Genomic DNA, 24,691 nt, shown 5'->3' on the forward strand with positions numbered 1-24,691 from the left:
GGAAATCCTCGATGGTCGATGGTCTATTTTCAGCCATCCACCGGATCAACGTCCCGTCGCCAGTGTGACCCCTGCGGCGGCGAATCCGCCAGGGTCCTTGGACTCAGTGCTTCGCGGGCAGAAAGCCCATCCGGTCGTACGTCCGGGCCAGGGTCTCGGCCGCGACGGAGCGGGCCTTCTCCGCGCCCTTGGCCAGGATCGAGTCCAGCGTCTCCGGGTCGTCCAGGTATTCCTGGGTACGGGTGCGGAACGGTGTGACGAACTCGACCATGACCTCGGCGAGGTCGGTCTTGAGCGCACCGTAGCCCTTGCCCTCGTACTTCTGTTCAAGATCCGCGATACCGGTGCCGGTCAGCGTGGAGTAGATGGTCAGCAGGTTGCTGACACCGGGCTTCTCGGCCCGGTCGAAGCGGATGACCGTGTCGGTGTCGGTGACCGCGCTCTTGACCTTCTTGGCGGTGGCCTTCGGCTCGTCGAGGAGGTTGATCAGGCCCTTCGGGGTGGCCGCCGACTTGCTCATCTTCGACGACGGGTCTTGAAGGTCGTAGATCTTCGCCGTCTCCTTGAGGATGTACGGGTCCGGCATGGTGAACGTGTCGCCGTAGCTGCCGTTGAACCGCTCGGCGAGGTTGCGGGTCAGCTCCAGGTGCTGGCGCTGGTCCTCGCCGACCGGGACCTGGTCGGCCTGGTACAGCAGGATGTCGGCGACCATCAGCATCGGGTACGTGAAGAGACCGACCGTGGTGCGGTCGGCGCCCTGCTTGGCGGACTTGTCCTTGAACTGCGTCATACGGGACGCCTCGCCGAAGCCGGTGAGGCAGTTCATGATCCAGCCGAGCTGGGCGTGCTCGGGAACATGGCTCTGAACGAAGAGCGTGCAGCGCTCCGGGTCGAGACCGGCGGCGAGGAGCTGGGCGACGGCGAGCCGGGTGTTCGCGCGCAACTCCGCGGGGTCCTGCGGAACGGTGATCGCATGCAGGTCCACGACCATGTAGAAGGCGTCGTGGGATTCCTGCAGCGCCACCCACTGGCGGACCGCACCGAGGTAGTTGCCGAGGTGGAACGAGCCTGCGGTGGGCTGGATTCCGGAGAGCACGCGGGGGCGTTCAGAGGCCATGGACCCATTGTCTCAGGTACGGAACCGATCCCCGGCAGCCGGTACGCAAGGTGCGCCTCCCGTGCGGACGCAGGAGGCGCACCATCCCGAATGAGAGGAGGAACACAGTCGGGCCGTCGGAGCGGCCGCGGGCGGTGGACGGGCACGGACGGGCGCGCCGTGAATTGAAGGTTTCCTCGCCAGGGTTCCGACCGACGATACAAAGTGGGCACCACCCTCCGCCCACGCCGCACGACGAACGGAGATCCCGTGTCGACCACGGAAACTGCCATCGCCTCCGCCGAGGCGCACAGCGCGCACAACTACCATCCGCTGCCCGTCGTCGTCGCTTCGGCGGACGGGGCCTGGATGACCGATGTCGAGGGCCGGCGCTATCTCGACATGCTCGCCGGATATTCGGCGCTCAATTTCGGTCATGGCAACCGGCGCCTGATCGACGCGGCCAAGGCACAGCTGGAGCGGGTGACCCTCACCTCGCGCGCCTTCCACCACGACCGGTTCGCCGATTTCTGTACGCAGCTCGCCGAGTTGTGCGGCATGGAAACGGTGCTGCCGATGAACACCGGGGCGGAGGCCGTGGAGACCGCGGTGAAGACCGCCCGCAAGTGGGGCTACCGGGTGAAGGGCGTCCCGGACGGCATGGCGAAGATCATCGTCGCCGCGAACAACTTCCACGGCCGGACGACGACGATCATCAGCTTCTCCACGGACCCGGAGGCACGGGAGGACTTCGGTCCGTACACGCCGGGGTTCGAGATCGTGCCGTACGGGGATCTGACCGCGCTCGCGGAGGCGATGACCGAGAACACCGTGGCGGTGCTGCTGGAGCCGATCCAGGGCGAGGCCGGGGTGCTGGTGCCGCCGCCCGGCTATCTCCCCGGGGTGCGTGAACTCACCCGTGAGCGGAATGTGCTGTTCATCGCGGACGAGATCCAGTCGGGCCTGGGCCGGACCGGGAAGACCTTCGCCTGTGAGCACGAGGGTGTCGTGCCGGACATGTACGTGCTCGGCAAGGCGTTGGGCGGTGGTGTGGTGCCGGTGTCCGCGGTGGTCTCGTCGAAGGACGTGCTCGGGGTGTACCGGCCCGGTGAGCACGGTTCGACGTTCGGCGGGAATCCCCTTGCCTGCGCGGTCGCGCTGGAGGTCATCGCGATGCTTCGTACCGGCGAATTCCAGCAGCGGGCAACCGAGTTGGGCGAGCACCTCCACCAGGAGCTGGGGCTGCTGGTGGGCGGGGGCGCGGTGGAGGCGGTACGGGGCCGCGGGCTGTGGGCGGGCGTCGACATCGCGCCGAGCCGCGGCACCGGCCGGGAGATCTCCGAGAAGCTGATGGACCGCGGGGTGCTGGTCAAGGACACCCATGGCTCGACGATCCGGATCGCCCCGCCGCTGGTGATCAGCAAGGAGGACCTGGACTGGGGACTGGAGCAGCTCCGCGACGTACTGCGCGGCTGAGGTCCCGTCGTCGGTCGCCGGGCAGGCCCTAGAGGATGACGTGAGGCAGGAAGCGGGCGTACTCGTCCGTGACCGGCCCCGCCGATTCCCGGATGCCGAGCCCGGCCGCCTCGTCCTCGACGACCCACGCCCCCAGAACCACCCGGTTGCCGTCGAAGTCCGGCAGCAGCGCCAGTTCCTGGTAGCAGCACGGCTCGTCCCGCAGCACCGCGGGGCTTCCCGGCTCATGGATCGTGACCCCGGCCCCCTCACGGCCGAGCAGCGGCTTGGCGACGTAGCCGGGGCCACCTCCATCGCCCGCACCCGTACCCGTCGCCGCGAGTTCACGGGGGCCGTCCAGATAGGAGGGGAGCAGATTCGGGTGGCCCGGATAGAGCTCCCAGAGGATCGCCAGGAGCGCCTTGTTGGAGAGGAGCATCTTCCAGGCGGGCTCGATCCAGCAGGTGGTGCCGGTGCCGCCGCCGTTGTCCAGGGTGTCCAGCACATGCGGCCCGAACCGGTCGGTCGCCAGCCACTCCCACGGGTACAGCTTGAAGCAGCTGCGGATGAAGCGGAGCCGCTCGTCGACGAACCGCCCGGTCAGCCCGTCCCAGCCGATCTGTTCGACGGAGAGCGCCTCCGTGTCGATGCCGGCCTGTTCGGCGGTCTCCCGCAGATAGGCGACCGTCATCAGGTCCTCGCCCAGTTCGTCCCCGTCGGAGTGAGCGAAGTGCAGCGGTCCGGGCGGCAGCAGCGCGGCCTGCCGCTTCCACGCCTCGACGAGACGTTCGTGCAGGGAGTTCCACTGGTCGGCGCCCGGGAAGCGGTCCTCCATCCAGAACCACTGGGCGCTCGCGGCCTCCACCAGGGAGGTGGGGGTGTCCGCGTTGTACTCCAGCATCTTCGCCGGACCGGTCCCGTCGTAGCGCAGGTCGAACCTGCCGTACAGGGACGGCAGTTCGTCACGGCGGCGCCAGGACCGGGCGATCAGTCCGGCCAGCCGGCGGTCGGTGATGCCGAGCTCGGCGAAGCGGTCCTGCTCCACGATGTGCGCGGCCGCGGCCAGACACATCGTGTGCAGTTCCTCGACGACGTCCTCCAGTGCCTCGACCTCGGGCAGCGAGAAGACGTAGTAGGCGCTCTCGTCCCAGTACGGGCGCAGTGACCCGTCCGGGTAGCGGGTGAGAGGGTAGACGAGCCCCTGCTCCTCCACCGTCTGCTGCCAGCCGGGACGCGGCTGTGTGGCGCGGCGCTCCATACCGGTTCAGCCGCCGCCGGTGCCCGAGCAGCCGAAGCCGCCGCGGTCGACCGCGGACTTGTTGAAGCTGCCGCCCTGCACCTTGCCGTTCTTGCTGCTGCCGCCGTAGTAGTACGACCCATTGCCGCTGCTGTTCTTGCACTCGTAACTCGGCAGCTTGTCCTGGGTCAGCGGGTCGACGCACCGCTTGTCCGGTTCCGAACCGCAGGAGGTGATCATCGCCGCGAGCACCCCCATGCCGCCGAGCACCACCGTGCTCGACCTCAGCCTGCGTATGGCCATGTTTCCGTCTCCCCCGTCGTACGAATCAAGCCAGTGTGGCCACTTGTCAGATTAGATGGCCGCCGACCGAGGCCGAAAGCGGGTGCACCGAACGTCCGCAAGTAGAGTCCCTCTGTGTTCTTCGGAATGATCTGCGCGCTCGGCGCCGCCGTCTGCTTCGGTACGGCCTCCGTCCTCCAGGCCGTCGCCTCGCGGGCCGCCGCCGAGCCGGGGTCGGACGCGGGGGTCGATCCGGCGCTGCTGCTGCGCGCCCTGCGCCAGTGGCGCTACCTCGCCGGACTCGCCCTCGACGGCTGCGGTTTCGTCCTCCAGATCATCGCCCTGCGGTCCCTGCCGATCTACGCGGTAGGCGCCGCCCTGGCCGCGAGTCTCGCGGTGACGGCGGTAGTCGCCGCCCGGCTTCTCAAGGTGCGGCTGAGCGGCGTCGAGTGGACCGCGGTCGGCGTCGTCTGCGCGGGCCTGGGCATGCTGGGGCTCGCCTCCGGCGGTGAGGGCCACAAGGCCGGTTCGGCGGCCCTGGGCTGGACGATGCTGGGGATCTCCCTAGGCATTCTGCTGATCGGCTCGGCGGCCGGGCGCCTCCCGGAAACGTCGCGGGCTCTCGTTCTGGGGCTCGGCGCGGGGTGCGGTTTCGGGGTGGTGGAGGTCACGGTCCGGCTGATCGACGACGTGTCCCCGTCGGCGCTGCTCGCCAACCCGGCCGTGTACGCGCTGCTGCTGGGCGGCGGTTCGGCGTTCCTGCTGCTCACCTCGGCGCTGCAGCGCGGTTCGGTGACGACGGCGACGGCCGGCATGGTGCTCGGCGAGACGATCGGCCCGGCGCTGGTGGGCGTCATCTGGCTCGGGGACCGTACCCGCGAGGGCCTCGGCTGGCTGGCGGTCGCCGGTTTCGTGGTGGCGGTGGCGGGCGCGCTGGCCCTGGCCCGGTTCGGCGAGGCCCCGGCGGACACCCCCGAACCGGCCGGACCGACCGTCCCCGGAAGGCTGTAGGACCTAGGGCAGCACCCGGCAGAGTGCGTCCAGTGCGCCCGTCCAGGCGCTGTCGGTCGGTGTCCCGTAGCCGATGACCAGTGCGTCACGCCCCGGCGCCGCCTCCGGGTGCCGGAAGCGCGAGATCTCCTCCAGCGCCAGCCCCTGCCAGGCGGCCGCCCGCATCACCGATGGCTCGCTGCCCTCCGGGAGTTCGAGTACGGCATGCAGTCCGGCGGCGATACCACTGATCCGGACATCGGGGGCCCGTTCCGCCAGCACCGCGACGAGCTGGTCGCGACGGTGGCGGTAGCGCAGCCGCATCGAGCGCACATGACGGTCGTACGCACCCGATTCGATGAACTCCGCGAGCGTCAGCTGTTCCAGCGCGCTCGACGACCAGTCGCTCAGCCCCTTGGCCTCGGCCACCTCCCCCACCAGGTTCTCCGGGAGCACCATCCATCCCAGCCGCAGCCCCGGCGCCAGCGACTTGCTCGTCGTCCCCAGGTGTACGACATGTTCGGGATCGAGGCCCTGGAGCGCACCGACCGGCTGCCGGTCGTAGCGGAACTCCCCGTCGTAGTCGTCCTCCAGGATCAGCCCGCCCGTACCACGCGCCCAGTCGACCGCCGCGGCCCGCCGGTCGGGATGGAGCGGAACCCCCGTCGGGAACTGGTGCGCGGGCGTCATCAGGACCGCGCCCACGCCGCGCAGTCCGGCCAGCTCACCGGTCCTGGCCCCGAGACCGTCGACCGGCAGACAGGGCATGCGCAGCCCGGCGTCCGCGAGCAGGTTCCAGTGCAGGTCCAGTCCGTACGACTCGACGGCCACCTCCCGCACCCGCCGCTTGCGCAGCACCGTCCCCATCAGCTTCAGCGCCTGCACGAATCCGGCGCAGATCACGATCCGTTCCGGGTCCGCGTGGACACCGCGGGCGCGGGCCAGATAGTCGGCGAGTACGGTGCGCAGCTCGATGCGTCCGCGCGGATCGCCGTACCCGAAGGCGTCGTTGGGTGCGGCGGTCAGGGCGCGGCGGGCCGCCTTGAGCCAGTCGGCGCGGGGGAACGTCGAGAGGTCGGGCGATCCGGGCAGCAGGTTGTGGGCGGGACGGGACCGCACCGGCCGGGACCGCACCGCCCTGGTGGCCGCCCGGCGCGGCTCGGCCCGCTGCGCCACCCTGGTCCCCGAACCCTGCCGGGCGGTGAGCCACCCCTCGGCGACCAGCTCCGCGTACGCGTCGGCGACGGTGTTCCGGGCGATGCCGAGGTCGACGGCGAGGCTGCGGGAGGACGGCAGCCGGGTGCCGGGCGCCAGCCGCCCCGTCCGTACGGCCTCGCGCAGGGCGTCCATGAGCCCGGCCCGCAGCCCTGCCGCACCCGTTGTTTCAAGATGCAGGTCGGCACCGAAAGTGGCCCAGGAATCCCTCATGGAAATGGACCATACCGCTGCGCCATCCACGCCGTAACGTCGTACCCATGACGACGCACGAGCACCACCACCCGACCTCCGGACTCAACCCCGAGCACACCCCCCGCATGAACTGGGCCGAGCTCGCCCCCGATGTCTACAAGGCCATGGTCCGGCTGGACGCGGCGTCCCGCAGGGGCCTCGACCCGGTCATCGGGGAGCTGGTGAAGATCCGGTCCTCGCAGCTCAACCACTGCGCGTTCTGCCTCGACATGCACACCAAGGACGCACTCGCTGCGGGCGAGTCCATCGAGCGGATCATCCAGCTCAGCGCGTGGGAGGAGTCGCAGCACTTCTACACGCCCAAGGAGATCGCGGCCATCGAGCTGACCGAGGCGGTGACCGTGCTGACCGACGGCTTCGTGCCGGACGAGGTGTGGGAGAAGGCCGCCAAGCACTTCGACGAGACCGAGCTCGCCCATCTGATCGCCGCGATCACGACGATCAACGCCTGGAACCGGTTCGCCGTGACCACCCGATTGGTCCCCGGTCACTACAAGCCCGGCGAGATCAAGCACTGACCCCGCGCACACCCCGCCCCGCCCCTCGGACCGCCCTTCGGGAGCCCCGCGATGACTGCCTCCGCCCTCCGCGCCCTGCACCACGACCGTGCCCCCGGCGACCCCCTGGTCCTCCCCGGCCCATGGGATGCGGCGAGCGCCCGCGCCTTCGCCGATGCGGGCTTCCCGGCGCTCGCCACGCCCAGCGCCGGGGTCGCGGCCTCACTCGGATACGAGGACGGGGCGACGCCCGCCGCCGAGATGTTCGCGGCCGTGGCCAGGATCGTGCGCGCCGTCCCGGCCGCAGTCCCTGTCTCGGCGGACATCGAGACGGGTTACGGGCTGGCGCCGAAGGAACTCGTGGAACGCCTCCTCGACACCGGGGCCGTCGGCTGCAATCTGGAGGACTCGGACGGCGGCACCCTCGTCGATGCCCAGCGGCAGGCGGACCGGCTGGCGGAGGTGCGGGCGGTCGCGGGCGACCGGCTCTTCGTCAACGCCCGCGTCGACACATACATCCACGGCGTCCCCGACGGCACGGACGAGGAGACGGAGGCGGAGACGGTTCGCCGCGCCCTGCTGTACGTGGCGGCGGGCGCTGACTGCGTCTACCCGATCGCGGCCCCGCCCGAGGCCCTGCCCCGGCTGGCCGCCGCCGTCCCGGCCCCGCTCAACGCCCTTGCCCGGCCGGACGGTCCGGCCCCGCGACGGCTGGGGGAGCTGGGCGCCACCCGGATCACTTTCGGCCCCGGGCTGCAGCGCCGGGCCATGGCAGCCGTACGCGAGATCGCCGACGAGCTGCGGAAGGGGTAGGCCCCCCGGTCGCCGTGCCCGGCGACCGGGCCCGGTGACCGGACACGGTCAGGGCTGTCTGCCGCCGAAGGCCGCCAGGGTCCGTTCCAGCATCGGCATGGCCCGCACGACGTTGCGGGAGCGGATCAGGGCGTCCCAGGCGGGCTCGAATTTCTTCCAGCCGCCCGCGTACGCCAGATGCCGCAGGCGCTCGTGCGTGCCCGGCTGGGCGGCCGCGCCGCGCCAGATGTTGGACCACCGGTAGAAGTCGCGGTACGCCCGCCAGTAACCGTCCTCCAGTTGACGCGGAGTCATTCCCTTCGGGCGGTGGACGACATGGCGGGTGTCGTAGAGGTCCCAGTCCCGGTGGACGATCCGGTCCTCGGCCTCCATCTGCTTCCACAGACCGGTGGACGGGTACGGCGTCATGATGTGGAAGGTGGCCGTCTCGATGCCCTGCCCGACGGCCCACTCCACCGTACGGTCGAAGACGTCCGGGCCGTCGTGGTCGAGCCCGAAGACGAAGCTGGCGTTGACCATGACGCCGGCGTCATGGAGACGGCGCACGGCTGCCGCGTAGTCCTTGCCGATGTTCTGGTCCTTGCGCCGCTCGGCGAGGTTCGCGCTGTTGACGGTCTCGAAGCCGACGAACAGGCTGCGCAGCCCCGCGTCCACGGCCCGCTCCAGCAGATCGGGCTGGAGTACGGACTTCACGGTGCCGGCCGCCTGCCAGAGCCGTCCCATTCCGGCCATCCCGTCGAAGAGCGCCTCCGCGAACCGCCGGTTGCCGAGCAGATGGTCGTCGAGGAAGTACAGATGTCTGCCGGGCAGCCGCTCGATCTCGGCGAGGGCGTCGTCCACGGTCTGGGTGTAGAAGGACTTGCCGCCCTCGAAAAAGGCGTCCTTGTAACAGAAGTCGCAGTGGTGCGGGCAGCCGCGCGAGACGACGATCGAGTTGGGCACCAGATACAGATGCCGCTTGATCAGGTCCCGTCGCACGGGCGGCAGTCCGGCCAGGGTGCGCAGCTCGGAGTCGTATCTGCGGCCCGGCACACCGTCCCGGAACTCCTTCAGGAACAGCGGCCAGGTGTCCTCCCCCGGCCCCGTGAAGATCGTGTCGGCGTGTGCCGCGGCCTCGTCCGGGAGCGAGGTCACATGGAGGCCGCCCATGGCGACGTGGACGCCGCGGGCACGGAAGTGGTCGGCTATCTCGTAGCCGCGCCGGGCGGAGGTGATGTACGGCTGGACGACCAGCAGATCGGGGCTGTCGAGCGCCTCGATGTCGACCCGCTCGACATGCTCGTCGAGGAGCGTCACGTCGTCGTCCGGGTCCAGATAGCCGGCGAGGGTCGCCAGGCCGAGCGGCGGGAAGAGCGAGTACTTGATGGGCCGGAACAGCGGGCTGGTCGCCTCGGTCAGGGCCGGAAGAATCATCGTCACGCGCATGACAGCCCAGACTGCGCACACCCTGCGGTCAGTTCCCGGCCACGGCCGCATACTGACGCAGCCGCCCCCGGCAGCGACTGCTGCCGGGGCGGTGGGGTACGCCTCGGAGGCGTACGGATCAGATCAGGCCGAGCTCGCGAACCGCGTCGCGCTCCTCGGTGAGCTCCTTCACCGACGCGTCGATGCGCGTACGGGAGAACTCGTTGATGTCCAGGCCCTGGACGATCTCGTACTTGCCGTCCTTCGTGGTAACCGGGAAGGACGAGATGATGCCCTCGGGCACGCCGTAGGAGCCGTCCGACGGGATACCCATGGAGGTCCAGTCGCCCGCGGCGGTGCCGTTGACCCAGGTGTGGATGTGGTCGATGGCGGCGTTGGCTGCGGAGGCGGCCGAGGACGCGCCACGGGCCTCGATGATCGCGGCGCCGCGCTTGGCGACGGTCGGGATGAAGGTGTCGGCCAGCCACGCCTCGTCGTTGACGAGCTCGGCGGCGTTCTTGCCGGCGACCTCCGCGTGGAAGATGTCCGGGTACTGGGTCGCCGAGTGGTTGCCCCAGATCGTCAGCTTCTTGATGTCGGAGACGGCGGCACCGGTCTTGGCGGCCAGCTGCGAGATCGCGCGGTTGTGGTCGAGGCGGGTCATCGCGGTGAAGCGCTCAGCCGGTACGTCCGGGGCGGCGGCCTGCGCGATGAGCGCGTTGGTGTTGGCCGGGTTGCCGACGACGAGGACCTTGATGTCGTCCGCGGCGTTGTCGTTGATGGCCTTGCCCTGCGGCTTGAAGATGCCGCCGTTGGCGGAGAGCAGGTCGCCGCGCTCCATGCCCTTCGTACGCGGGCGGGCGCCGACCAGGAGGGCGACGTTGGCACCGGCGAAGCCGACATTGGGGTCGTCGGTGATCTCGATGTTGCGCAGCAGCGGGAAGGCGCAGTCGTCGAGCTCCATCGCGGTGCCCTCGGCGGCCTTCAGCCCCTGCGGGATCTCCAGGAGGCGCAGGTTGACCGGCACGTCCGGGCCGAGCAGGTGGCCGGAGGCGATGCGGAAGAGCAGCGCGTAGCCGATCTGGCCGGCTGCGCCGGTCACGGTGACATTCACGGGAGTGCGGGTCATGGCGATCTCCGTTAGACAGCTGGCGGTGGGGGTCCCTGCCCCTGGTGCTGGACATCCCTGAATCTTGATGTGAAGAGATATCCAGCGATCAGGCTATCCGACCCGGAACCTCCCGGCCGCCCGGCCCCCTGTGGCACCGCACACAACCCGTCACGCAGCGCTCACCCGGCCGTATCCGGTCACCCGGGAGGCGGTCGCTCGGTGGTGTGACTTGCCGTCACCGTCATCGTCACCGCATCGCTACGGTCAGCAGCACCGCCCCGGCCAGTACGAGCAAGGCGCCGACCGCCCCCGCGAGGAACACGGCCAGTCGTCTGCGGCCGCCACCCGGACGACCCACTTGCGATGGCTGTTGCGGCACCGGCGGGAGCGCCGCACGCGCCTGGGAGATCCGGATGGGCTCCATCGTCATGTCCCGGCGCATCTCGTCCTGGTGCATCTCGTCCTGGTGCATCTCGTCCTGGTGCATCTCGTCCTGGCACATCTCGGAACGGCTCCAGGCCCGCTCCGCCAGCTTCCACATGGTCGTCAGATGCACCTGATCGGTGCCCGTCGCCTCGGCGAGAGCGACTATCGCTCCTCTGGGCGCGAGCAGACGTCCGCTCAGATAGCGCTCCCACGACGTCTTGCTGTAACCCGTGCGGTCGGCCACGGCGGCGATGCTCAGCCCTCCGCGGTCGACGAGCCTGCGCAGCTGGCCGGCAAACTCCCTGACCTGCGGGTCGAGTTCGTCCGACAGCGCCTTCCAACGAGGCATTGCTTCCCCTTGCCCAGATCCGGATCTTCTTCCGTTCTGGACTACCCAGGAGTACGCACGAACGCTGGACGACAGTTCCAGGAGACGGGGCGCACGGGGGCGTTCGGGACTCCGGCCGCACCCGCGCACGCCCCCGGCGTCACCGTTGCGTGCCGATCACTCCGTTGCGTCGCGATCACACCGTGGCGGAATGGTCACTTCCGTGCCACAGGCCACAGGGTTCTCTTGTACCGCTCCTCGCCGTCCACGAGGCTGAAGTCAGGACGGGGGCAAGGCCGCTCAAGTCACCATATTCCGGAGCGCCTGCGTTTCGGTGGCCCCCGCCCTCGGGTGTCCGTCCCTTCTCGGGGGAGGGGACGGACACCGTCCGAAAGCGGTTCGGCCGTACGGACGGCCTCAGCGGATCGTGAAGTGGACCGCGTCCTCCAGGAACGGAACGTCCAGCCACGGCTCGGGCTGCGCCACCAGCGCGAGCATCACGATGAGGAAGCCGAGCAGCCCGTACGTCACCAGGTCGGTGAAACGGGAACGGACCGCCAGCATGCCCACCGACGGGACCACGACCCGCAGCACGGCACCCCCGATGAGGGCCACACCGATCAGCATCGTGCCGATCCTGAAGGCCTCGGCGAAGGGGTCGACGGCCACGATCAGCAGCCCGATCCCGGCCGTGCAGAGCACGGCGAGCAGCGGCCACTGCCGGGCCGGGGCGGGCGCGTCCCCGGACGCGGCCCGGCCACCGCCCTCGGGACGCGCGGTGTCCCGGGTGAACGACGGGAACCTCCGCGACGGATGCGGACCGCTGTGCGGGGCGCCGGCCGGGGCACTGCTGCCCGGACCTGCTGCAGCGGCAGCCTCCGGGCGGGCGTCCTCGCCCGGGTCCGCGTCGCCGGAGTCCTCACCGGCGCCCGCATCGGCGTCCGCGTCGGCCCGGACGGCCGTCCCCTCGCGAGCAGCGCCCTCCGGAGCAGCACCCTCGCGGGGCGCGGCTTCTCGGGCCGCAGCTGCTTCACGGATTGCAGCCCGATCCGGCGCAGCCTCATCCGCCGCACCCGCGCCGGAGACGTCCGCCTCCGACGGCACCGGGGACGTCCGGTCCGCCTCGGCGGCCGGGTCGGCCGGACTCGTACCAGCACCCATGGGATTCCTTCCGGATCGGGTCAGCCGGCTCAGACGGCGTCGGCTGCGTTGCGCTCGGCCGCCTCGACCACGTTGACGAGCAACTGGGCGCGGGTCATCGGGCCGACACCGCCCGGGTTCGGGGAGATCCAGGCGGCGACCTCGGCCACGCCCGGGTGGACGTCCCCGACGATCTTGCCGTTCTCGTCCCGGCTGACGCCGACGTCGAGCACGGCCGCGCCCGGCTTCACGTCCTCGGGCTTGATGATGTGCGGCACTCCGGCGGCGGCGACGATGATGTCGGCCTGCTTGAGCTGGGCGGAGAGGTCACGCGTACCGGTGTGGCACTGGGTGACGGTGGCGTTCTCGGACTTACGGGTCAGCAGCAGCGGGATCGAGCGGCCGATGGTGACACCGCGGCCGACGACCACGACATGCGCCCCGTTGATCTCCACGTCGTGGTGGCGGAGCAGCTGGACGACACCCTGCGGGGTGCAGGGCAGCGGGCCCGACTCGTTCAGTACGAGCCGGCCGAGGTTCATCGGGTGGAGGCCGTCGGCGTCCTTGGCCGGATCCATCAGCTCCAGGACACGGTTGGTGTCGATCCCCTTGGGGAGGGGAAGCTGCACGATGTAACCCGTGCACTCGGGATTGGCGTTGAGCTCCCGTACGACGTCCTCGATCTCCTCCTGGGTGGCGGTGTCGGGGAGTTCGCGCTGAATGGAGCCGATGCCGACCTGCGCGCAGTCACGGTGCTTGCCGTTCACGTACCACCGGCTGCCCGGGTCGTCCCCGACGAGCAGGGTTCCCAGGCCAGGGGTGATGCCCTGCGCCTTGAGGGCCGCCACGCGGACGGTCAGATCGGACTTGATCGCGGCTGCGGTGGCCTTGCCATCGAGAATCTGGGCAGTCATGTCCCCATACTCGCGGATGACCCCACCCGCATACCAATTCTGGGTGCCGACCATGGCCACCAGATTGCGCTTGCACAACGCATTCGGCAATCGGCTGGACAAAAAGCCGATGTCAAGACAACGATGAGCCGCGCAGTACCGCGGACAGTGTCGGGGGGACAGACCGTACTCATTGCGCATGTTTCCTCCGCCCGGACCGCGTCGTCCCCGCACTTTTTACAACGGAGGAAATTCGCCATGAGCTTCGGCGACCCGAACAACCCCTACGGCCAGCAGCAGCAGGGCGGGCAGCCGGGGTACGGCTACCCGCAGCAGGCCCCGCAGGGCGTGCCGCAGGGCGGCTACCCGGCGGCCCCGCCCGTGCAGGGCGGATACGGCTTCCCCGGTGTGCCCACCGAGATGCCGGGCGGCGTGAAGGCAGCCCGCGTCATGCTCTACGTGATCACCGGCCTGCAGGTCATCGGCGCGGTCATCTTCGCGATCGCCGCCGCGGCCGTGAACGCCGCCAAGAACGACGCGACACTCAAGGACGACGTTCAGTTCCAGCAGCTTGCCGACTACTCCGGCAGTGCCCTGTGGGGCATCGTGGTCTTCGCAGTGCTGTGGGGCGCCTTTGCCGTGTTCCTCGCCGTGAAGTTCGGCAAGGGGACCAACGGCATCCGCATCACGGCGATCGTCTTCGGTGCGATCACCGCGATTCTCGGTATCTACCCGTTCGTCATCTTCGGTCTCGTCCACACGGTTCTCGCCGTGCTGATCATCGTCTTCGTCGCGAGGGCCGACGGCAGCGCCTGGTTCAACCGCCAGCAGCAGCCGCAGTACTGATCCGACTGCGGGCCGGCCGGCCCGCAGTCGCGGCACCGGAATCACACGAAGGCCGTACCCCCGCACGTGCGCGGGGGTACGGCCTTCGGTCGTTCTGCCGGGGCAGTGTCAGTGGAAGAAGTGCCGCGTACCCGTGAAGTACATCGTCACGCCCGCCTTCTTCGCGGCCTCGACGACCAGCTCGTCGCGGACCGAACCGCCCGGCTGGGCCACGGCCTTGATGCCGGCCGCGGTCAGGATCTCCAGCCCGTCCGGGAACGGGAAGAACGCGTCGGAGGCGGCGTACGCGCCCCGTGCCCGCTCCTCGCCTGCCCGCTCGACGGCGAGCTTCGCGGAGTCGACGCGGTTGACCTGGCCCATGCCGACGCCGACCGAGGCGCCGCCCTTGGCGAGCAGGATCGCGTTGGACTTGACCGCACGGCAGGCCTTCCACGCGAAGGCGAGCTCCTTCAGCTCGTCCTCGGAGAGGGCCTCACCGGTGGCGAGGGTCCAGTTGGCCGGGTCGTCGCCGTCGGCCTGGAGGCGGTCGGTGACCTGGAGCAGCGCGCCGCCGTCGATCGGCTTGACCTCGACCGTGGAGGTCGGGGCGTCGGGGCAGCGCAGCACGCGGATGTTCTTCTTGCGGGCGAGGACCTCGACCGCGCCGTCCTCGTACGCCGGGGCGACGATGACCTCGGTGAAGATCTCCGCGACCTGCTCCGCCATGGCGACGGTCACCGGACGGTTGACGGCGATGACACCGCCGAAGGCCGACAGCGGGTCGCAGGCGTGCGCGTTGCGGTGCGCCTCGGCGACGTCGTCGGCGATCGCGATGCCGCACGGGTTGGCGTGCTTGATGATCGCGACGCACGGCTCGGCGTGGTCGTACGCGGCCCGGCGCGCAGCGTCGGTGTCCGTGTAGTTGTTGTACGACATCTCCTTGCCGTGCAGCTGCTCCGCCTCGGCCAGGCCACCGGCGCCGGAGGTGTAGAGCGCGGCGGGCTGGTGCGGGTTCTCGCCGTACCGCAGGACGTTCTTGCGCTCGTACGTCGCACCGAAGAAGTCCGGGAAGCCCGAGTCGTCGGCGGCGGCGTATTCGTCCGCAAACCAGGAGGCCACGGCCACGTCGTACGCGGCGGTGTGCTGGAACGCCTCGGCGGCCAGCCGCTTGCGGGCGGTCAGGTCGAAGCCGCCCGCCTTGACCGCGGCGAGGACGTCGGCGTACCGCCCGGGGCTGGTGACGACGGCCACGGACGGGTGGTTCTTGGCGGCGGCGCGGACCATGGACGGGCCGCCGATGTCGATCTGCTCCACGCACTCGTCGGCGGAAGCGCCGGAGGCGACGGTCTCCTTGAACGGGTAGAGGTTGACGACCACCAGGTCGAACGGCTCCACACCGAGTTCGGCGAGCTGCTCGCGGTGGGCGTCAAGTCGCAGGTCCGCGAGGATGCCGGCGTGGACGCGCGGGTGCAGCGTCTTGACGCGGCCGTCGAGGCACTCGGGGAAGCCGGTGAGCTCCTCGACCTTGGTGACCGGCACCCCGGCAGCGGCGATCTTCCCGGCGGTGGAGCCGGTGGAGACGAGCTCGACACCCGCCTCGTGCAGACCGCGGGCGAGGTCTTCGAGCCCTGTCTTGTCGTAGACACTGACCAGGGCGCGGCGGATGGGCTTATTCACCGACATGACCGAGATGAACCTTTCGTCCCTCAATGCGATAGCCGTCGCGGGCGAGCCGCCCCACGGCCTCGACGAGCAGCTTGCGCTCGACTTCCTTGATGCGTTCGTGGAGAGCGGCTTCGCCCTCCGCCGTGTCCGCTTCGGCCACCTCGACCACGCCCTGCGCGATGATCGGGCCGGTGTCGACACCGTCGTCGACGAAGTGGACGGTGCACCCGGTGACCTTCACGCCGTACGCGAGTGCGTCACGCACCCCGTGGGCACCGGGAAAGCTGGGGAGCAGGGCGGGGTGGGTGTTGATGAACCGGCCACCGAACCGGGCGAGGAACTCCTTGCCCACGATCTTCATGAATCCGGCGGACACCACGAGGTCCGGGCGGTGTTCGGCCGTCGCGGCCACGAGCGCCGCGTCCCACTCCTCGCGGGTGGCGTGGTCCTTGACCCTGCACACGAAGGTCGGCAGTCCGGCGCGCTCCGCCCGCTCCAGACCGACGATGCCGGACCGGTCGGCGCCGACCGCGACGACCTGTGCGCCGAAGCCCTCGGGGTCGTCGCCGATGGCGTCGAGCAGGGCTTGGAGGTTCGTACCGGAGCCGGAGACCAGCACGACCAGACGGGCCGGTGCTGCGGAGGGGGGCGGGGAGGCCACGGCTGGGCCCTTTCTCGCGTGGTGAACTCGCGTGGTGAAGCAAATCAACGCTGATTTGTATGGTCGTACGAAAGAATGGAGCCCCTCGATACGGGGAACTCTACGAACGAGCCGACCGTCAGCAACGATACCGGCACCTCGGGGGACCCCCACGGGACGGGGGTGAGAGGCGGCAAGCCGGCCGCGGCGAAGCGCGAGAGGGTCCGGGTGATGGGTATCTGCCAACCTGCGCCGCGCTCCCAGCTTTCGGCCCCTCCTGGCCGGGAGGTAGCGTCAGGGGACAGCGAACCGTCCGCAGGGCGGAAATGACGAGATGGGGAAGACGTTCACCATATGCCGGACCGACGCCGCCGCACCGCCTTCCGCCACCCGCTGCCCGAGCGGACCTCACTGCTGCTGCGGGAGCGCCAGTCCCCCACGGGCCATTCCTCTTCTTCTGGTTCCTCCGGTTCCTCCGGTTCTTCTTCCGGTTCCTCCGGTTCGTCGGGGTCTTCCGGCCCCGCGGACGACAACCCGTTCGCCGCACCGCCCGAGGACCGGCCCGACCAGCCCTGGCAGCCCCGCCACCCTTCGAACGCCGGCAACGGCAACGGCAACAACGGTCAAGGGAACGGGGGCCGGGGCGACGGCGACGGGTCGCCCGAGGGCGGCTCCTCCGACGACCGGCCGGCCTGGGGCGGCCAGTGGAGCAGCCAACAGCCCGGCCGCCAGAGCGGCGGCTTCGGCGGACGTCCCGGAAGCCAGGGCGGGCCGAACGGCCAGGGCCGCCCCGAGGGCAGCCCCGGCGGAATGCGCTGGGATCCGACCGACCCCGCCCAGCGCCGCGCACGCTACGCGCTGCTCTGCGGCATGTGGGCCTTCTTCTTCGCGCTCTTCGACTTCCCGGAAATCGCCCTGCTGCTCGGCGCACTCGCCGTGTACTGGTCGATCAGCTCGCTCCGGGCGAAGCCGAAGGGCGCGTCCGCGCCCGGCGGCTCCGCCGGAGCAGCCGGGCCGGCCCCGGCGTCCGGTGCGCCGACTGTCGGCCCCCTTCAGGGTTCCGGCTCCGGGCGTGTTCCGGCGTCCGCGCCCGGGTCCGTGCCCGGCGCCCCCGCCGCTCCGGGCTACGGCAGGCAGCAGACCACAGCTGCGGTCAGCGGCCTGGTGACGGCGCTGCTCGCGCTCTCGATCGTCGCGACGACGTTCACGGTGCAGCTCGTCTACCGCGACTACTACACCTGTGTGAACGACGCCCTGACCAAGTCCGGCCAGCTGGCCTGCAACGACCTGCTGCCGAAGCCGCTGGAGCCCTTCTTCGGCGTCAAGAACTGACACTTCACGGATTCACGGATCCGGACGGCCCGGCCTCCCGAGGCCGGGCCGTCCGTTCGTGCCAGGGGTCGCTCGGCAGGAAGTCGTACGGCTCGGAGTTCCCGCTCTTCCCGTCCGAGCTCTTCCCGCCCGACTTCCCGTCCGACTTCCCGTCCGACGGGAACGCCGACGCAGCGCCGCCGGTCGCGAGGGAAGCCGCCGTGGCAGGTACGTCCCCGGAGGCGCGAACGGATACGGGCACGGGTACGGGTACGGGCACGGGTACGGGCACGGGCGCGGGCGCGGCTCCCGGAGCGGATGCCGGCTCGACCGCCTCGCCCTCGTCCCGGCGCCCGTGCCGCTGCCACCACCGTCGGCCGCCGCCACCCGGCTCCTCGGGTACCTTCTCGGGGCCCTTCGCAGGCGTCTGAGCGGCGGGCGCACACTCCGCCGCTGCCGTCTCCTCCACCGGTCGTCGCACCCACCGGCCCCCGTCGCCGTCCCGCAGCCGCCAGGCCCGGAGCAGCAGCGCCCCGGGGACGCCGAGCAACGCCGTCCAGGCCGCGGCCGCCGTACCCGTCAGCCACCACACCGGGCCGAACTCCGTCAGCGCCCCGGTGCCGAGCGGTCCCCCCGCCGCCGCGGCCAGCACCGCCGTACCGACCCCGCACCCCACCGCCCCCAGCCCGGCCGTCAGCGCGGTCTCCCGCAGGCTCCACATCTCCTCCCGTGCGGCGTGGGCGGGCGCGGCCCTCCGTACCGTGAACCAGGCGACCGTCGCCCCGGCCGCGACCGGCACCGCACCGGCCGCCCAGTTCAGGACCGTCCCCGGACCCTGGGCCGGCACCGCGGCAAGCAGGGGGAAGACGGGCAGTGCCGGGCGCCCCGAGAAGGCGAGCGGGGTGACCGTGGACGCCGTACCGAGCGCGAAGCCCGGCCCGAGTCCGTACGCGGCACCCCACACCGCCGCATTCGGCACCAGCACCAGTGCGAGCAGAAGTACCGAGACCCGGCCCGTCCAGTCGCCCGAGAGCTGGACGAACGACTGCTGAGCCGGCTGCGCGTGCCACACCAGCGCCACCGCGACGAGCAGCGCCCCGCCGCCGAGCAGCACCGCCACCCCGGCCGCGGCCGACCGGTACACCGTCTCCGCACGCTCCCCGAACCGGGTACGCGCCAGCTTCTCGTGCAGGCGCAACGGCGCCCAGGACGGCGGCGCGATCGGACGCCCGGATGCCGTCCAGACCCCGGCAGCCGCCGCGCCCGTCACCACAACGGCCGAAGGGAAGAGCAACGAGGGTGCGTACGCAGGCAGCGAACCACCTCGCGCATAGAGCGCGACAGCGGCCCCGACCAGCAGATATCCACTGCTGACCGTGGCGAACGCGCCCGCCGCCGAGGGCGCCCGCCGCCCCTCGTCGCACTCCAGGGCATCCCGGGCCGCGCGGTGCACCAGCCACACCGGCACCACGGCGAGCAGCAGCGGAACGAGGCCGACCGGGGCCGGGGCACCGCCGAGCGTGTCGGTTCTGATCAGCTCGGCGCCGTGGGCAAGCAGCCACAACCCGGCCGCCGTGTGGAGGGCCCCGCCGGGGCCGTCGTCGGGGGCCGGGGAGCTGATCCACAGCACCATGACGAGCACGGTGAGTGCGCCCAGCCCCAGCCCGGCCGCAAGCGCCCCACGCAGGAAGGTGAAGGCCAGCACGGCGGACCGGCCCTGCTCTGTCGGCAACGACGGGCTGCGTTCGGTCACTTGGGTCACACGGCCATGCTCCCAACGACACGCCCTTATTCCGTGTAACGGGCGAACAGCCGCTGTGTCGCCCAATATACGTTTATGTACTTTTCACCCAGTGCAGGCTCGCGGGGGATCCTTCATGACGCATAGCTCGACCGGTGCGGCCGCTGCCCATCCGCTCCCCTCCCCCAAGGAGCGACGCAGACTGCGTGAGGCGAACTCGCTGAGTGAAGAGCAGGTCGCGACGGTGGTGGGCGTCGCCCAGGCCACGGTCCAGTCCTGGGAGACGGGTCGCGCCACGCCCCGGGGGCGCAAGCGTGAGGCGTACGCCAGGCTGATCAGCGGCGGCCGGACGGGCCCGGAGGCCACTCCTCCGAATACCCGGATCAAGTCCGCCGCTCCGAACATCCGGCCGAAGGCCGCCGTCAAACGGGCGGCCCGCCCGGCGACGCCGACGACGGTCGCGAGGTCGTCCAAGCCGGTGGCGTCCACGAAACCGGTGACGTCCACGAAGCCGCCGTCCCGTCCGCTGTCCAGTCCGCCGACCCCCGTCGAAGCCACCGGGAGCACCGCCATGGCCCCGACCGAGCCGGGCACCACCCCCGAACTCCCCGACCCATCCGGCGCATCCGGCGCACCCGGCGCACCCGGCGCATCCGTCATGGACGACGCATCCGCCACCCGCGTCGCGCCTGAAGTGCCTGAAGCACTTGAAGCACCGGCCGAGGCATTCGATGCCTTGTACAAGAGCTGCGCCGCCGCCCTTTTCCGCCAGACGTTTCTGCTGACCGGGCACCGGAACCTCTCCCAGGAGTCCGTCGCGCGGGCCTTCGCGCGGGCCTGGGAGCGCTGGCCGGAGGTCGCGGTGGACGGGGATCCGGTGGGCTGGGTGCGGGCCGCCGCGCACGAGTACGCGATGTCGCCCTGGCACCGGCTGCGCCGCACGCACCGCGAGCTCGACCCGCCGCCCGCCGAACCCGGTGCGCGCGCACTGCTCGACGCGCTGCTCGACCTGCCGCCGTCGTACCGCCGCACCCTGCTGCTCCACGACGGTGTCGGCCTGGATCTGCCGGAGACCGCGGCGGAGACGGAGGCCAGCACCCCGGCGGCGGCGAGCAGGCTGATGAACGCACGTGCCGCGGTCGCCGAGCGGCTGCCGGAGCCGGCGGAACCGTCGTCCCCCACCGAGCAGTCGGCGCTCCTGCATCAACAGCTCGGCGCACTCGCCCAGGCCCAGCCCGCCGCCTCGCTCCCCGCGCCCGACATGATCCGTACGGACAGCGAGCGCAAGGCCCAGTTGTGGACCAGAGCGGCCATCTCCTTCACGGTGCTGCTCATCGGTCTGACGCTGTTCACCCTGGCGACGGCTCCGACCCGGTACGAAACCCCGGAGTCACCCGCTCAGCAGGTCGGCGGGGTGCCGCCACGAAGCGGTCCGCAGCAGCTGACGCCGCAGGACCTGAAGCTGCAGAAGAAGCTTCGGGGCGAGCTCGTACAGGGTCCGGCCCGGCTGGTCCCCGACGCCGGCTGACCTGGAGCGCCGGCAGACGGAGAGACAGAGACGGCGCGGGCCCGTACCCCTGACCGGGGTACGGGCCCGCGCCGTCTGTGCGGTGACGCGATACGGCTGTGGAGCAGAGATCAGGCGCTGAGGATCTCGCGCGCCAGCTTGGCGGTCTCGGTCGGCGTCTTGCCGACCTTGACGCCAGCGGCCTCAAGGGCCTCCTTCTTCGCCTGCGCGGTGCCGGAGGAGCCGGAGACGATGGCGCCGGCGTGGCCCATGGTCTTGCCCTCGGGGGCGGTGAAGCCCGCGACGTAACCGACGACCGGCTTGGTGACGTTCTTCGCGATGAAGTCGGCCGCACGCTCCTCGGCGTCGCCGCCGATCTCGCCGATCATCACGATCAGGTCGGTCTCGGGGTCGGCCTCGAACGCCGCGAGGGCGTCGATGTGCGTCGTACCGATGACCGGGTCGCCACCGATGCCGACGGCGGACGAGAAGCCGATGTCACGGAGCTCGTACATCATCTGGTAGGTCAGCGTGCCGGACTTGGACACGAGACCGATGCGGCCGGGCTTGGTGATGTCGCCCGGGATGATGCCGGCGTTGGACTGACCGGGGGTGATCAGGCCGGGGCAGTTCGGGCCGATGATCCGGGTCTTGTTGCCCTTCGAGCCCGCGTACGCCCAGAAGGCGGCGGAGTCGTGGACGGCAATGCCCTCGGTGATCACGACAGCGAGCGGGATCTCGGCGTCGATCGCCTCGACGACGGCGGCCTTGGCGAAGGCCGGCGGCACGAAGAGAACGGACACGTCCGCGCCGGTCTTCTCGATCGCCTCGGCGACGGAGCCGAAGACGGGTACCTCGGTGCCGTCGAAGTCGACGGACGTACCGGCCTTGCGCGGGTTCACGCCGCCGACGATGTTGGTGCCATCAGCCAGCATGAGCTTGGTGTGCTTCATGCCGGTGGCACCGGTCATCCCCTGGACGATGACCTTGCTGTCCTTGGTGAGGAAGATAGCCATGGTGTTGGAGTCCCTCGTCCCTTACTTCGCAGCCGCGGCGAGCTCGGCGGCCTTGTCGGCCGCGCCGTCCATGGTGTCCACGCGCTGAACGAGCGGGTGGTTGGCGTCGGAAAGGATCTTGCGACCCAGCTCCGCGTTGTTGCCGTCGAGGCGCACGACCAGCGGCTTGGTGACAGCCTCGCCCTTGCTCTTGAGCAGCTCAAGAGCCTGGACGATGCCGTTGGCGACCTCGTCGCACGCGGTGATGCCACCGAAGACGTTGACGAAGACGGACTTGACGTCCGGGTCGCCGAGGATGATCTCCAGGCCGTTCGCCATGACCTCGGCGGAGGCGCCGCCACCGATGTCGAGGAAGTTGGCGGGCTTCACGTTGCCGTGGTTCTCACCGGCGTACGCGACGACGTCCAGCGTCGACATGACCAGACCGGCACCGTTACCGATGATGCCGACCTCGCCGTCGAGCTTGACGTAGTTGAGGTTCTTGGCCTTGGCGGCAGCCTCGAGCGGGTTGGCTGCGGCCTTGTCCTCGAGCGCTTCGTGCTCGGGCTGACGGAAGTCGGCGTTCTCGTCGAGAGACACCTTGCCGTCCAGCGCGATGATGTCGCCGTTGGCGACCTTCGCGAGGGGGTTGACCTCGACGAGGAGCGCGTCCTCGGCGATGAAGGTCTTCCACAGGGTCACCAGGACCGCGGCGACCTTCTCGGCGACCTCGGCCGGGAACTTCGCCTGGGCGACGATCTCGCGGGCCTTCTCGATCGAGACGCCTTCGTTGGCGTCGACCGGGACCTTCGCGAGGGCCTCGGGGTTCTCCTCCGCAACGACCTCGATCTCCACGCCGCCCTGCACGGACGCCATGGCGAGGAAGGTGCGGTTGGTGCGGTCGAGGAGGTACGAAACGTAGTACTCCTCAAGAATCTCCGGCGCGGTCTCGGCGATCATCACCTTGTGGACCGTGTGGCCCTTGATGTCCATGCCGAGGATGTCGGTCGCACGGGCGACCGCCTCGTCGGGGGTGGCGGCCAGCTTGACGCCGCCGGCCTTGCCGCGGCCGCCGACCTTCACCTGCGCCTTGACGACCGACTTGCCGCCCAGCCGCTCGGTCGCCTCGCGGGCTGCCTCAGGCGTGTCGATGACTTCACCGGCCAGCACCGGTACACCGTGCTTGGCGAAGAGGTCCCTCGCCTGGTACTCGAACAGGTCCACGCGCGTCCGTCCCTTAATCAATGGTCTCGCGGTTCGTTTTCTGCGTGGGCGTGCCGCGAGGGGCAACGTGACTGCTCTGTCACTAGGAAGGCGCACACGGTGACCCGGGGTACGCGGCATGTCCATCCCGCAGGTTATCCCCGCGCTCCGCGTGACCCTAAATCGCAGATCACACCTGAGCGGTGATTACGGTCACAGATCGCGCTGGTGCCCGGGTCGCAGTGGACAAAAGGGCACTCGTGCGGTGCAGCGGGGACGGGCCCCGGACCGGCCGGTCGGCCGGTCCGGGGCCGCCGTTCTCAGATGCTCCGGCCGGGGTACTCGGGAGTGCTGAACCCGGGAGCGCCGAAGGAGGGCACCGAGCCTGTCGCATCGGTCACATACGCCGGAGTGATCGAGGTCAGGCCCTCGGCGCCGTACGCCGCGTTCCCGACAGTGGGACGGACGTCGTCGCCGACGGTACCGACGAGGCCGCCCGCGAACGGCTGCGCCTGGGCTCCGACGCCGTGCGCCAGCGGCATCACCCGGCCGGTGACGCCCTGTGCGAACGGGGCGACCGCGTCCCCGGTCAGACCCTGGGCCAGCGGCTGCACCTCGGAGGTGACGCCCGCGGCGAACGGCTGGACCGCGCCCGTCACGCCCTGGGCCAGCGGCTGGACCTCGTTCGCCACACCCTGCACGAAGGGCACCGCGGCCTGCTGCACGACGCCCTCGGCGAACGGCGTGACCTCGGCGACCACACCCTGGACAAGGGTGGAGACATCGCCGAGCGCCTGGCCGACGACCGGCAGCACCGTGGAGACGGCGTCGGCGGCGACGGGCGGCAGCACGGCGTCCGCGGTCTGGCCGACAACCGGCTCGGCCTGGGCGGTGGACCGGGTGACGGTCCCGGTGGTGCTCCCGGCAGCGCTTCGGGCGGTGCTTTGGGCCATGCCCTGCGCGGTGGTCAGAGCGTCGGGTGCCGTCGTCCGTGCGTAGCCGGTGTAGCTGGTGTAGTCGGCGTAGCTGGTGTAGTCGGCGTAGCCGGGGATCTGCTCGATCGGGCCGAAGAGGTAGTCGATGGGCGCCTCGGGTGCGGCCTGGACACCCTGCGGGAGCTGCTCGTCCAGGATGCCCTGCGGGGCCAGGACGTCGGACCGGCTGATTGCGTCGTGGAGCGTGCCGGTGGCCTCGTCCGCGGCGCCCGTGACCTGGTCCTGGGCCGCCTTGGCCCGGCCGGCCTGCTCGGCGGCCGTGGCGCCCTCGGCTGCGGACGTCGCTTCGGCGGCCTTCGCCGCGACCGCGCCCTTCACCCCGGTGACCTTCGTCCCGACGGTGTCCTTGAGGTTGCCGAGGTCCGCGAGACTGCCGAGGTCCTTGCTGTTCCCGAGGTCCGTGAGGCTCCCGACTTCCTCGGCCCCGTCGACTCCGTTGACCACGTCGGCGGCGTCGACCGAGTGGTCGGGGGTGGACAGCGGAACGGAGACGGGCAGCTCGTCCGCGCTGGCTGCGGCGGTGCCGAGGGCCCACATTCCGGTGGCGGTGGCGGCAACAGCTATGGAACGGCGGATGTTCTTGTGCATGTGTGTCAGATCCTTCGAATTCGTTTCGGCGGTCCGGAGCTGTCCGGACGGCGGGCAGACCTGTTCCGCCCCCGCGCGG

General features: G+C 70.6%; 21 protein-coding genes and 1 pseudogene. 7 read left to right on the plus strand and 15 right to left on the minus strand.

The features are described from left to right. Nucleotides 1–103 precede the first annotated feature (103 nt). Nucleotides 104–1,117, minus strand: coding sequence for a tryptophan--tRNA ligase (gene trpS, locus ACGFU7_RS04295; RefSeq protein WP_393692177.1), 1,014 nt, complete (start codon nt 1,115–1,117; stop codon nt 104–106). Nucleotides 1,118–1,366: 249 nt separating this feature from the next. Between trpS and rocD the strand changes: the two genes are divergently transcribed. Continuing rightward, nucleotides 1,367–2,572, plus strand: coding sequence for an ornithine--oxo-acid transaminase (gene rocD, locus ACGFU7_RS04300; RefSeq protein ID WP_393692179.1), 1,206 nt, complete (start codon nt 1,367–1,369; stop codon nt 2,570–2,572). 28 nt (nt 2,573–2,600) lie between these two features. On the opposite strand, the gene ACGFU7_RS04305 is transcribed toward rocD, so the two are convergent. Both ACGFU7_RS04305 and ACGFU7_RS04310 read right to left on the minus strand, forming a co-directional pair. After that, complete coding sequence (locus tag ACGFU7_RS04305) at nt 2,601–3,809, minus strand: glutathionylspermidine synthase family protein (RefSeq protein ID WP_393692181.1); 1,209 nt, start codon at nt 3,807–3,809, stop codon at nt 2,601–2,603. Between the two features lie 6 nt (nt 3,810–3,815). Then, nucleotides 3,816–4,091: a hypothetical protein gene (locus tag ACGFU7_RS04310; protein ID WP_393692182.1), complete on the minus strand. Its 276-nt coding sequence runs from the start codon at nt 4,089–4,091 to the stop codon at nt 3,816–3,818. 126 nt (nt 4,092–4,217) lie between these two features. Between ACGFU7_RS04310 and ACGFU7_RS04315 the strand changes: the two genes are divergently transcribed. Then, nucleotides 4,218–5,081, plus strand: a complete 864-nt coding sequence (locus ACGFU7_RS04315; RefSeq protein ID WP_393692863.1) for a hypothetical protein — start codon at nt 4,218–4,220, stop codon at nt 5,079–5,081. Nucleotides 5,082–5,084: 3 nt separating this feature from the next. On the opposite strand, the gene ACGFU7_RS04320 is transcribed toward ACGFU7_RS04315, so the two are convergent. Next, a complete protein-coding gene (locus tag ACGFU7_RS04320; RefSeq protein ID WP_393692184.1) occupies nt 5,085–6,488 on the minus strand; it encodes a PLP-dependent aminotransferase family protein in 1,404 nt (467 codons plus the stop codon). Nucleotides 6,489–6,535: 47 nt separating this feature from the next. On the opposite strand from ACGFU7_RS04320, the gene ACGFU7_RS04325 reads away from it, so the two are divergent. Next, a complete protein-coding gene (locus ACGFU7_RS04325) occupies nt 6,536–7,048 on the plus strand; it encodes a carboxymuconolactone decarboxylase family protein (protein WP_393692186.1) in 513 nt (170 codons plus the stop codon). Nucleotides 7,049–7,099: 51 nt separating this feature from the next. Further along, the gene (locus ACGFU7_RS04330; RefSeq protein WP_393692188.1) at nt 7,100–7,840 is read left to right on the plus strand and encodes an isocitrate lyase/phosphoenolpyruvate mutase family protein; all 741 of its coding nucleotides are present in this window, start codon (nt 7,100–7,102) and stop codon (nt 7,838–7,840) included. 48 nt (nt 7,841–7,888) lie between these two features. Here ACGFU7_RS04330 and ACGFU7_RS04335 read toward each other — a convergent pair whose 3' ends face one another. From ACGFU7_RS04335 to ACGFU7_RS04355, 5 genes and pseudogenes are all read right to left on the minus strand, one after another. Further along, nucleotides 7,889–9,265, minus strand: a complete 1,377-nt coding sequence (locus ACGFU7_RS04335; protein WP_393692190.1) for a B12-binding domain-containing radical SAM protein — start codon at nt 9,263–9,265, stop codon at nt 7,889–7,891. Between the two features lie 118 nt (nt 9,266–9,383). Continuing rightward, nucleotides 9,384–10,373 (minus strand): malate dehydrogenase, encoded by a 990-nt coding sequence (locus ACGFU7_RS04340; RefSeq protein WP_393692192.1) that lies wholly within the window; start codon nt 10,371–10,373, stop codon nt 9,384–9,386. 247 nt (nt 10,374–10,620) lie between these two features. Continuing rightward, nucleotides 10,621–11,130: pseudogene (locus ACGFU7_RS04345) on the minus strand (helix-turn-helix domain-containing protein); the annotation flags it as partial. Between the two features lie 396 nt (nt 11,131–11,526). Beyond that, the gene (locus ACGFU7_RS04350) at nt 11,527–12,270 is read right to left on the minus strand and encodes a DUF3017 domain-containing protein (protein ID WP_393692194.1); all 744 of its coding nucleotides are present in this window, start codon (nt 12,268–12,270) and stop codon (nt 11,527–11,529) included. A 29-nt stretch (nt 12,271–12,299) separates the two neighbouring features. Further along, the gene (locus ACGFU7_RS04355; RefSeq protein WP_393692196.1) at nt 12,300–13,163 is read right to left on the minus strand and encodes a bifunctional methylenetetrahydrofolate dehydrogenase/methenyltetrahydrofolate cyclohydrolase; all 864 of its coding nucleotides are present in this window, start codon (nt 13,161–13,163) and stop codon (nt 12,300–12,302) included. A gap of 237 nt (nt 13,164–13,400) precedes the next feature. On the opposite strand from ACGFU7_RS04355, the gene ACGFU7_RS04360 reads away from it, so the two are divergent. Then, nucleotides 13,401–13,988 carry a hypothetical protein gene (locus ACGFU7_RS04360; protein WP_393692198.1) on the plus strand — a complete coding sequence of 196 codons (588 nt, stop codon included), beginning with the start codon at nt 13,401–13,403 and terminating at the stop codon, nt 13,986–13,988. A gap of 108 nt (nt 13,989–14,096) precedes the next feature. Here the strand turns inward: ACGFU7_RS04360 and purH are convergent, their stop codons facing one another. After that, complete coding sequence (gene purH, locus ACGFU7_RS04365) at nt 14,097–15,650, minus strand: bifunctional phosphoribosylaminoimidazolecarboxamide formyltransferase/IMP cyclohydrolase (RefSeq protein ID WP_393692200.1); 1,554 nt, start codon at nt 15,648–15,650, stop codon at nt 14,097–14,099. Beyond that, entirely contained in the window at nt 15,637–16,293 is a 657-nt protein-coding gene (purN, locus tag ACGFU7_RS04370) for a phosphoribosylglycinamide formyltransferase (RefSeq protein ID WP_393692202.1), read from the minus strand. Before purN ends, purH begins: the two co-directional genes overlap by 14 nt. A gap of 333 nt (nt 16,294–16,626) precedes the next feature. Here purN and ACGFU7_RS04375 point away from each other — a divergent pair, with 333 nt between their 5' ends. Next, complete coding sequence (locus tag ACGFU7_RS04375) at nt 16,627–17,604, plus strand: hypothetical protein (RefSeq protein WP_393692204.1); 978 nt, start codon at nt 16,627–16,629, stop codon at nt 17,602–17,604. 4 nt (nt 17,605–17,608) lie between these two features. Here ACGFU7_RS04375 and ACGFU7_RS04380 read toward each other — a convergent pair whose 3' ends face one another. Continuing rightward, nucleotides 17,609–19,336: a DUF6350 family protein gene (locus ACGFU7_RS04380; RefSeq protein WP_393692865.1), complete on the minus strand. Its 1,728-nt coding sequence runs from the start codon at nt 19,334–19,336 to the stop codon at nt 17,609–17,611. A gap of 124 nt (nt 19,337–19,460) precedes the next feature. Between ACGFU7_RS04380 and ACGFU7_RS04385 the strand changes: the two genes are divergently transcribed. Further along, nucleotides 19,461–20,852, plus strand: a complete 1,392-nt coding sequence (locus ACGFU7_RS04385; protein ID WP_393692206.1) for a sigma factor-like helix-turn-helix DNA-binding protein — start codon at nt 19,461–19,463, stop codon at nt 20,850–20,852. A gap of 110 nt (nt 20,853–20,962) precedes the next feature. On the opposite strand, the gene sucD is transcribed toward ACGFU7_RS04385, so the two are convergent. From sucD to ACGFU7_RS04400, 3 genes are all read right to left on the minus strand, one after another. Next, a complete protein-coding gene (sucD, locus tag ACGFU7_RS04390; protein ID WP_393692208.1) occupies nt 20,963–21,847 on the minus strand; it encodes a succinate--CoA ligase subunit alpha in 885 nt (294 codons plus the stop codon). 21 nt (nt 21,848–21,868) lie between these two features. Then, nucleotides 21,869–23,050 carry an ADP-forming succinate--CoA ligase subunit beta gene (gene sucC / locus ACGFU7_RS04395; RefSeq protein WP_393692210.1) on the minus strand — a complete coding sequence of 394 codons (1,182 nt, stop codon included), beginning with the start codon at nt 23,048–23,050 and terminating at the stop codon, nt 21,869–21,871. Between the two features lie 299 nt (nt 23,051–23,349). Further along, nucleotides 23,350–24,612: a hypothetical protein gene (locus ACGFU7_RS04400; protein ID WP_393692212.1), complete on the minus strand. Its 1,263-nt coding sequence runs from the start codon at nt 24,610–24,612 to the stop codon at nt 23,350–23,352. Nucleotides 24,613–24,691: the final 79 nt, after the last annotated feature.

This window comes from Streptomyces sp. NPDC048473, assembly GCF_043200155.1.
Taxonomy (GTDB): Bacteria; Actinomycetota; Actinomycetes; order Streptomycetales; family Streptomycetaceae; genus Streptomyces.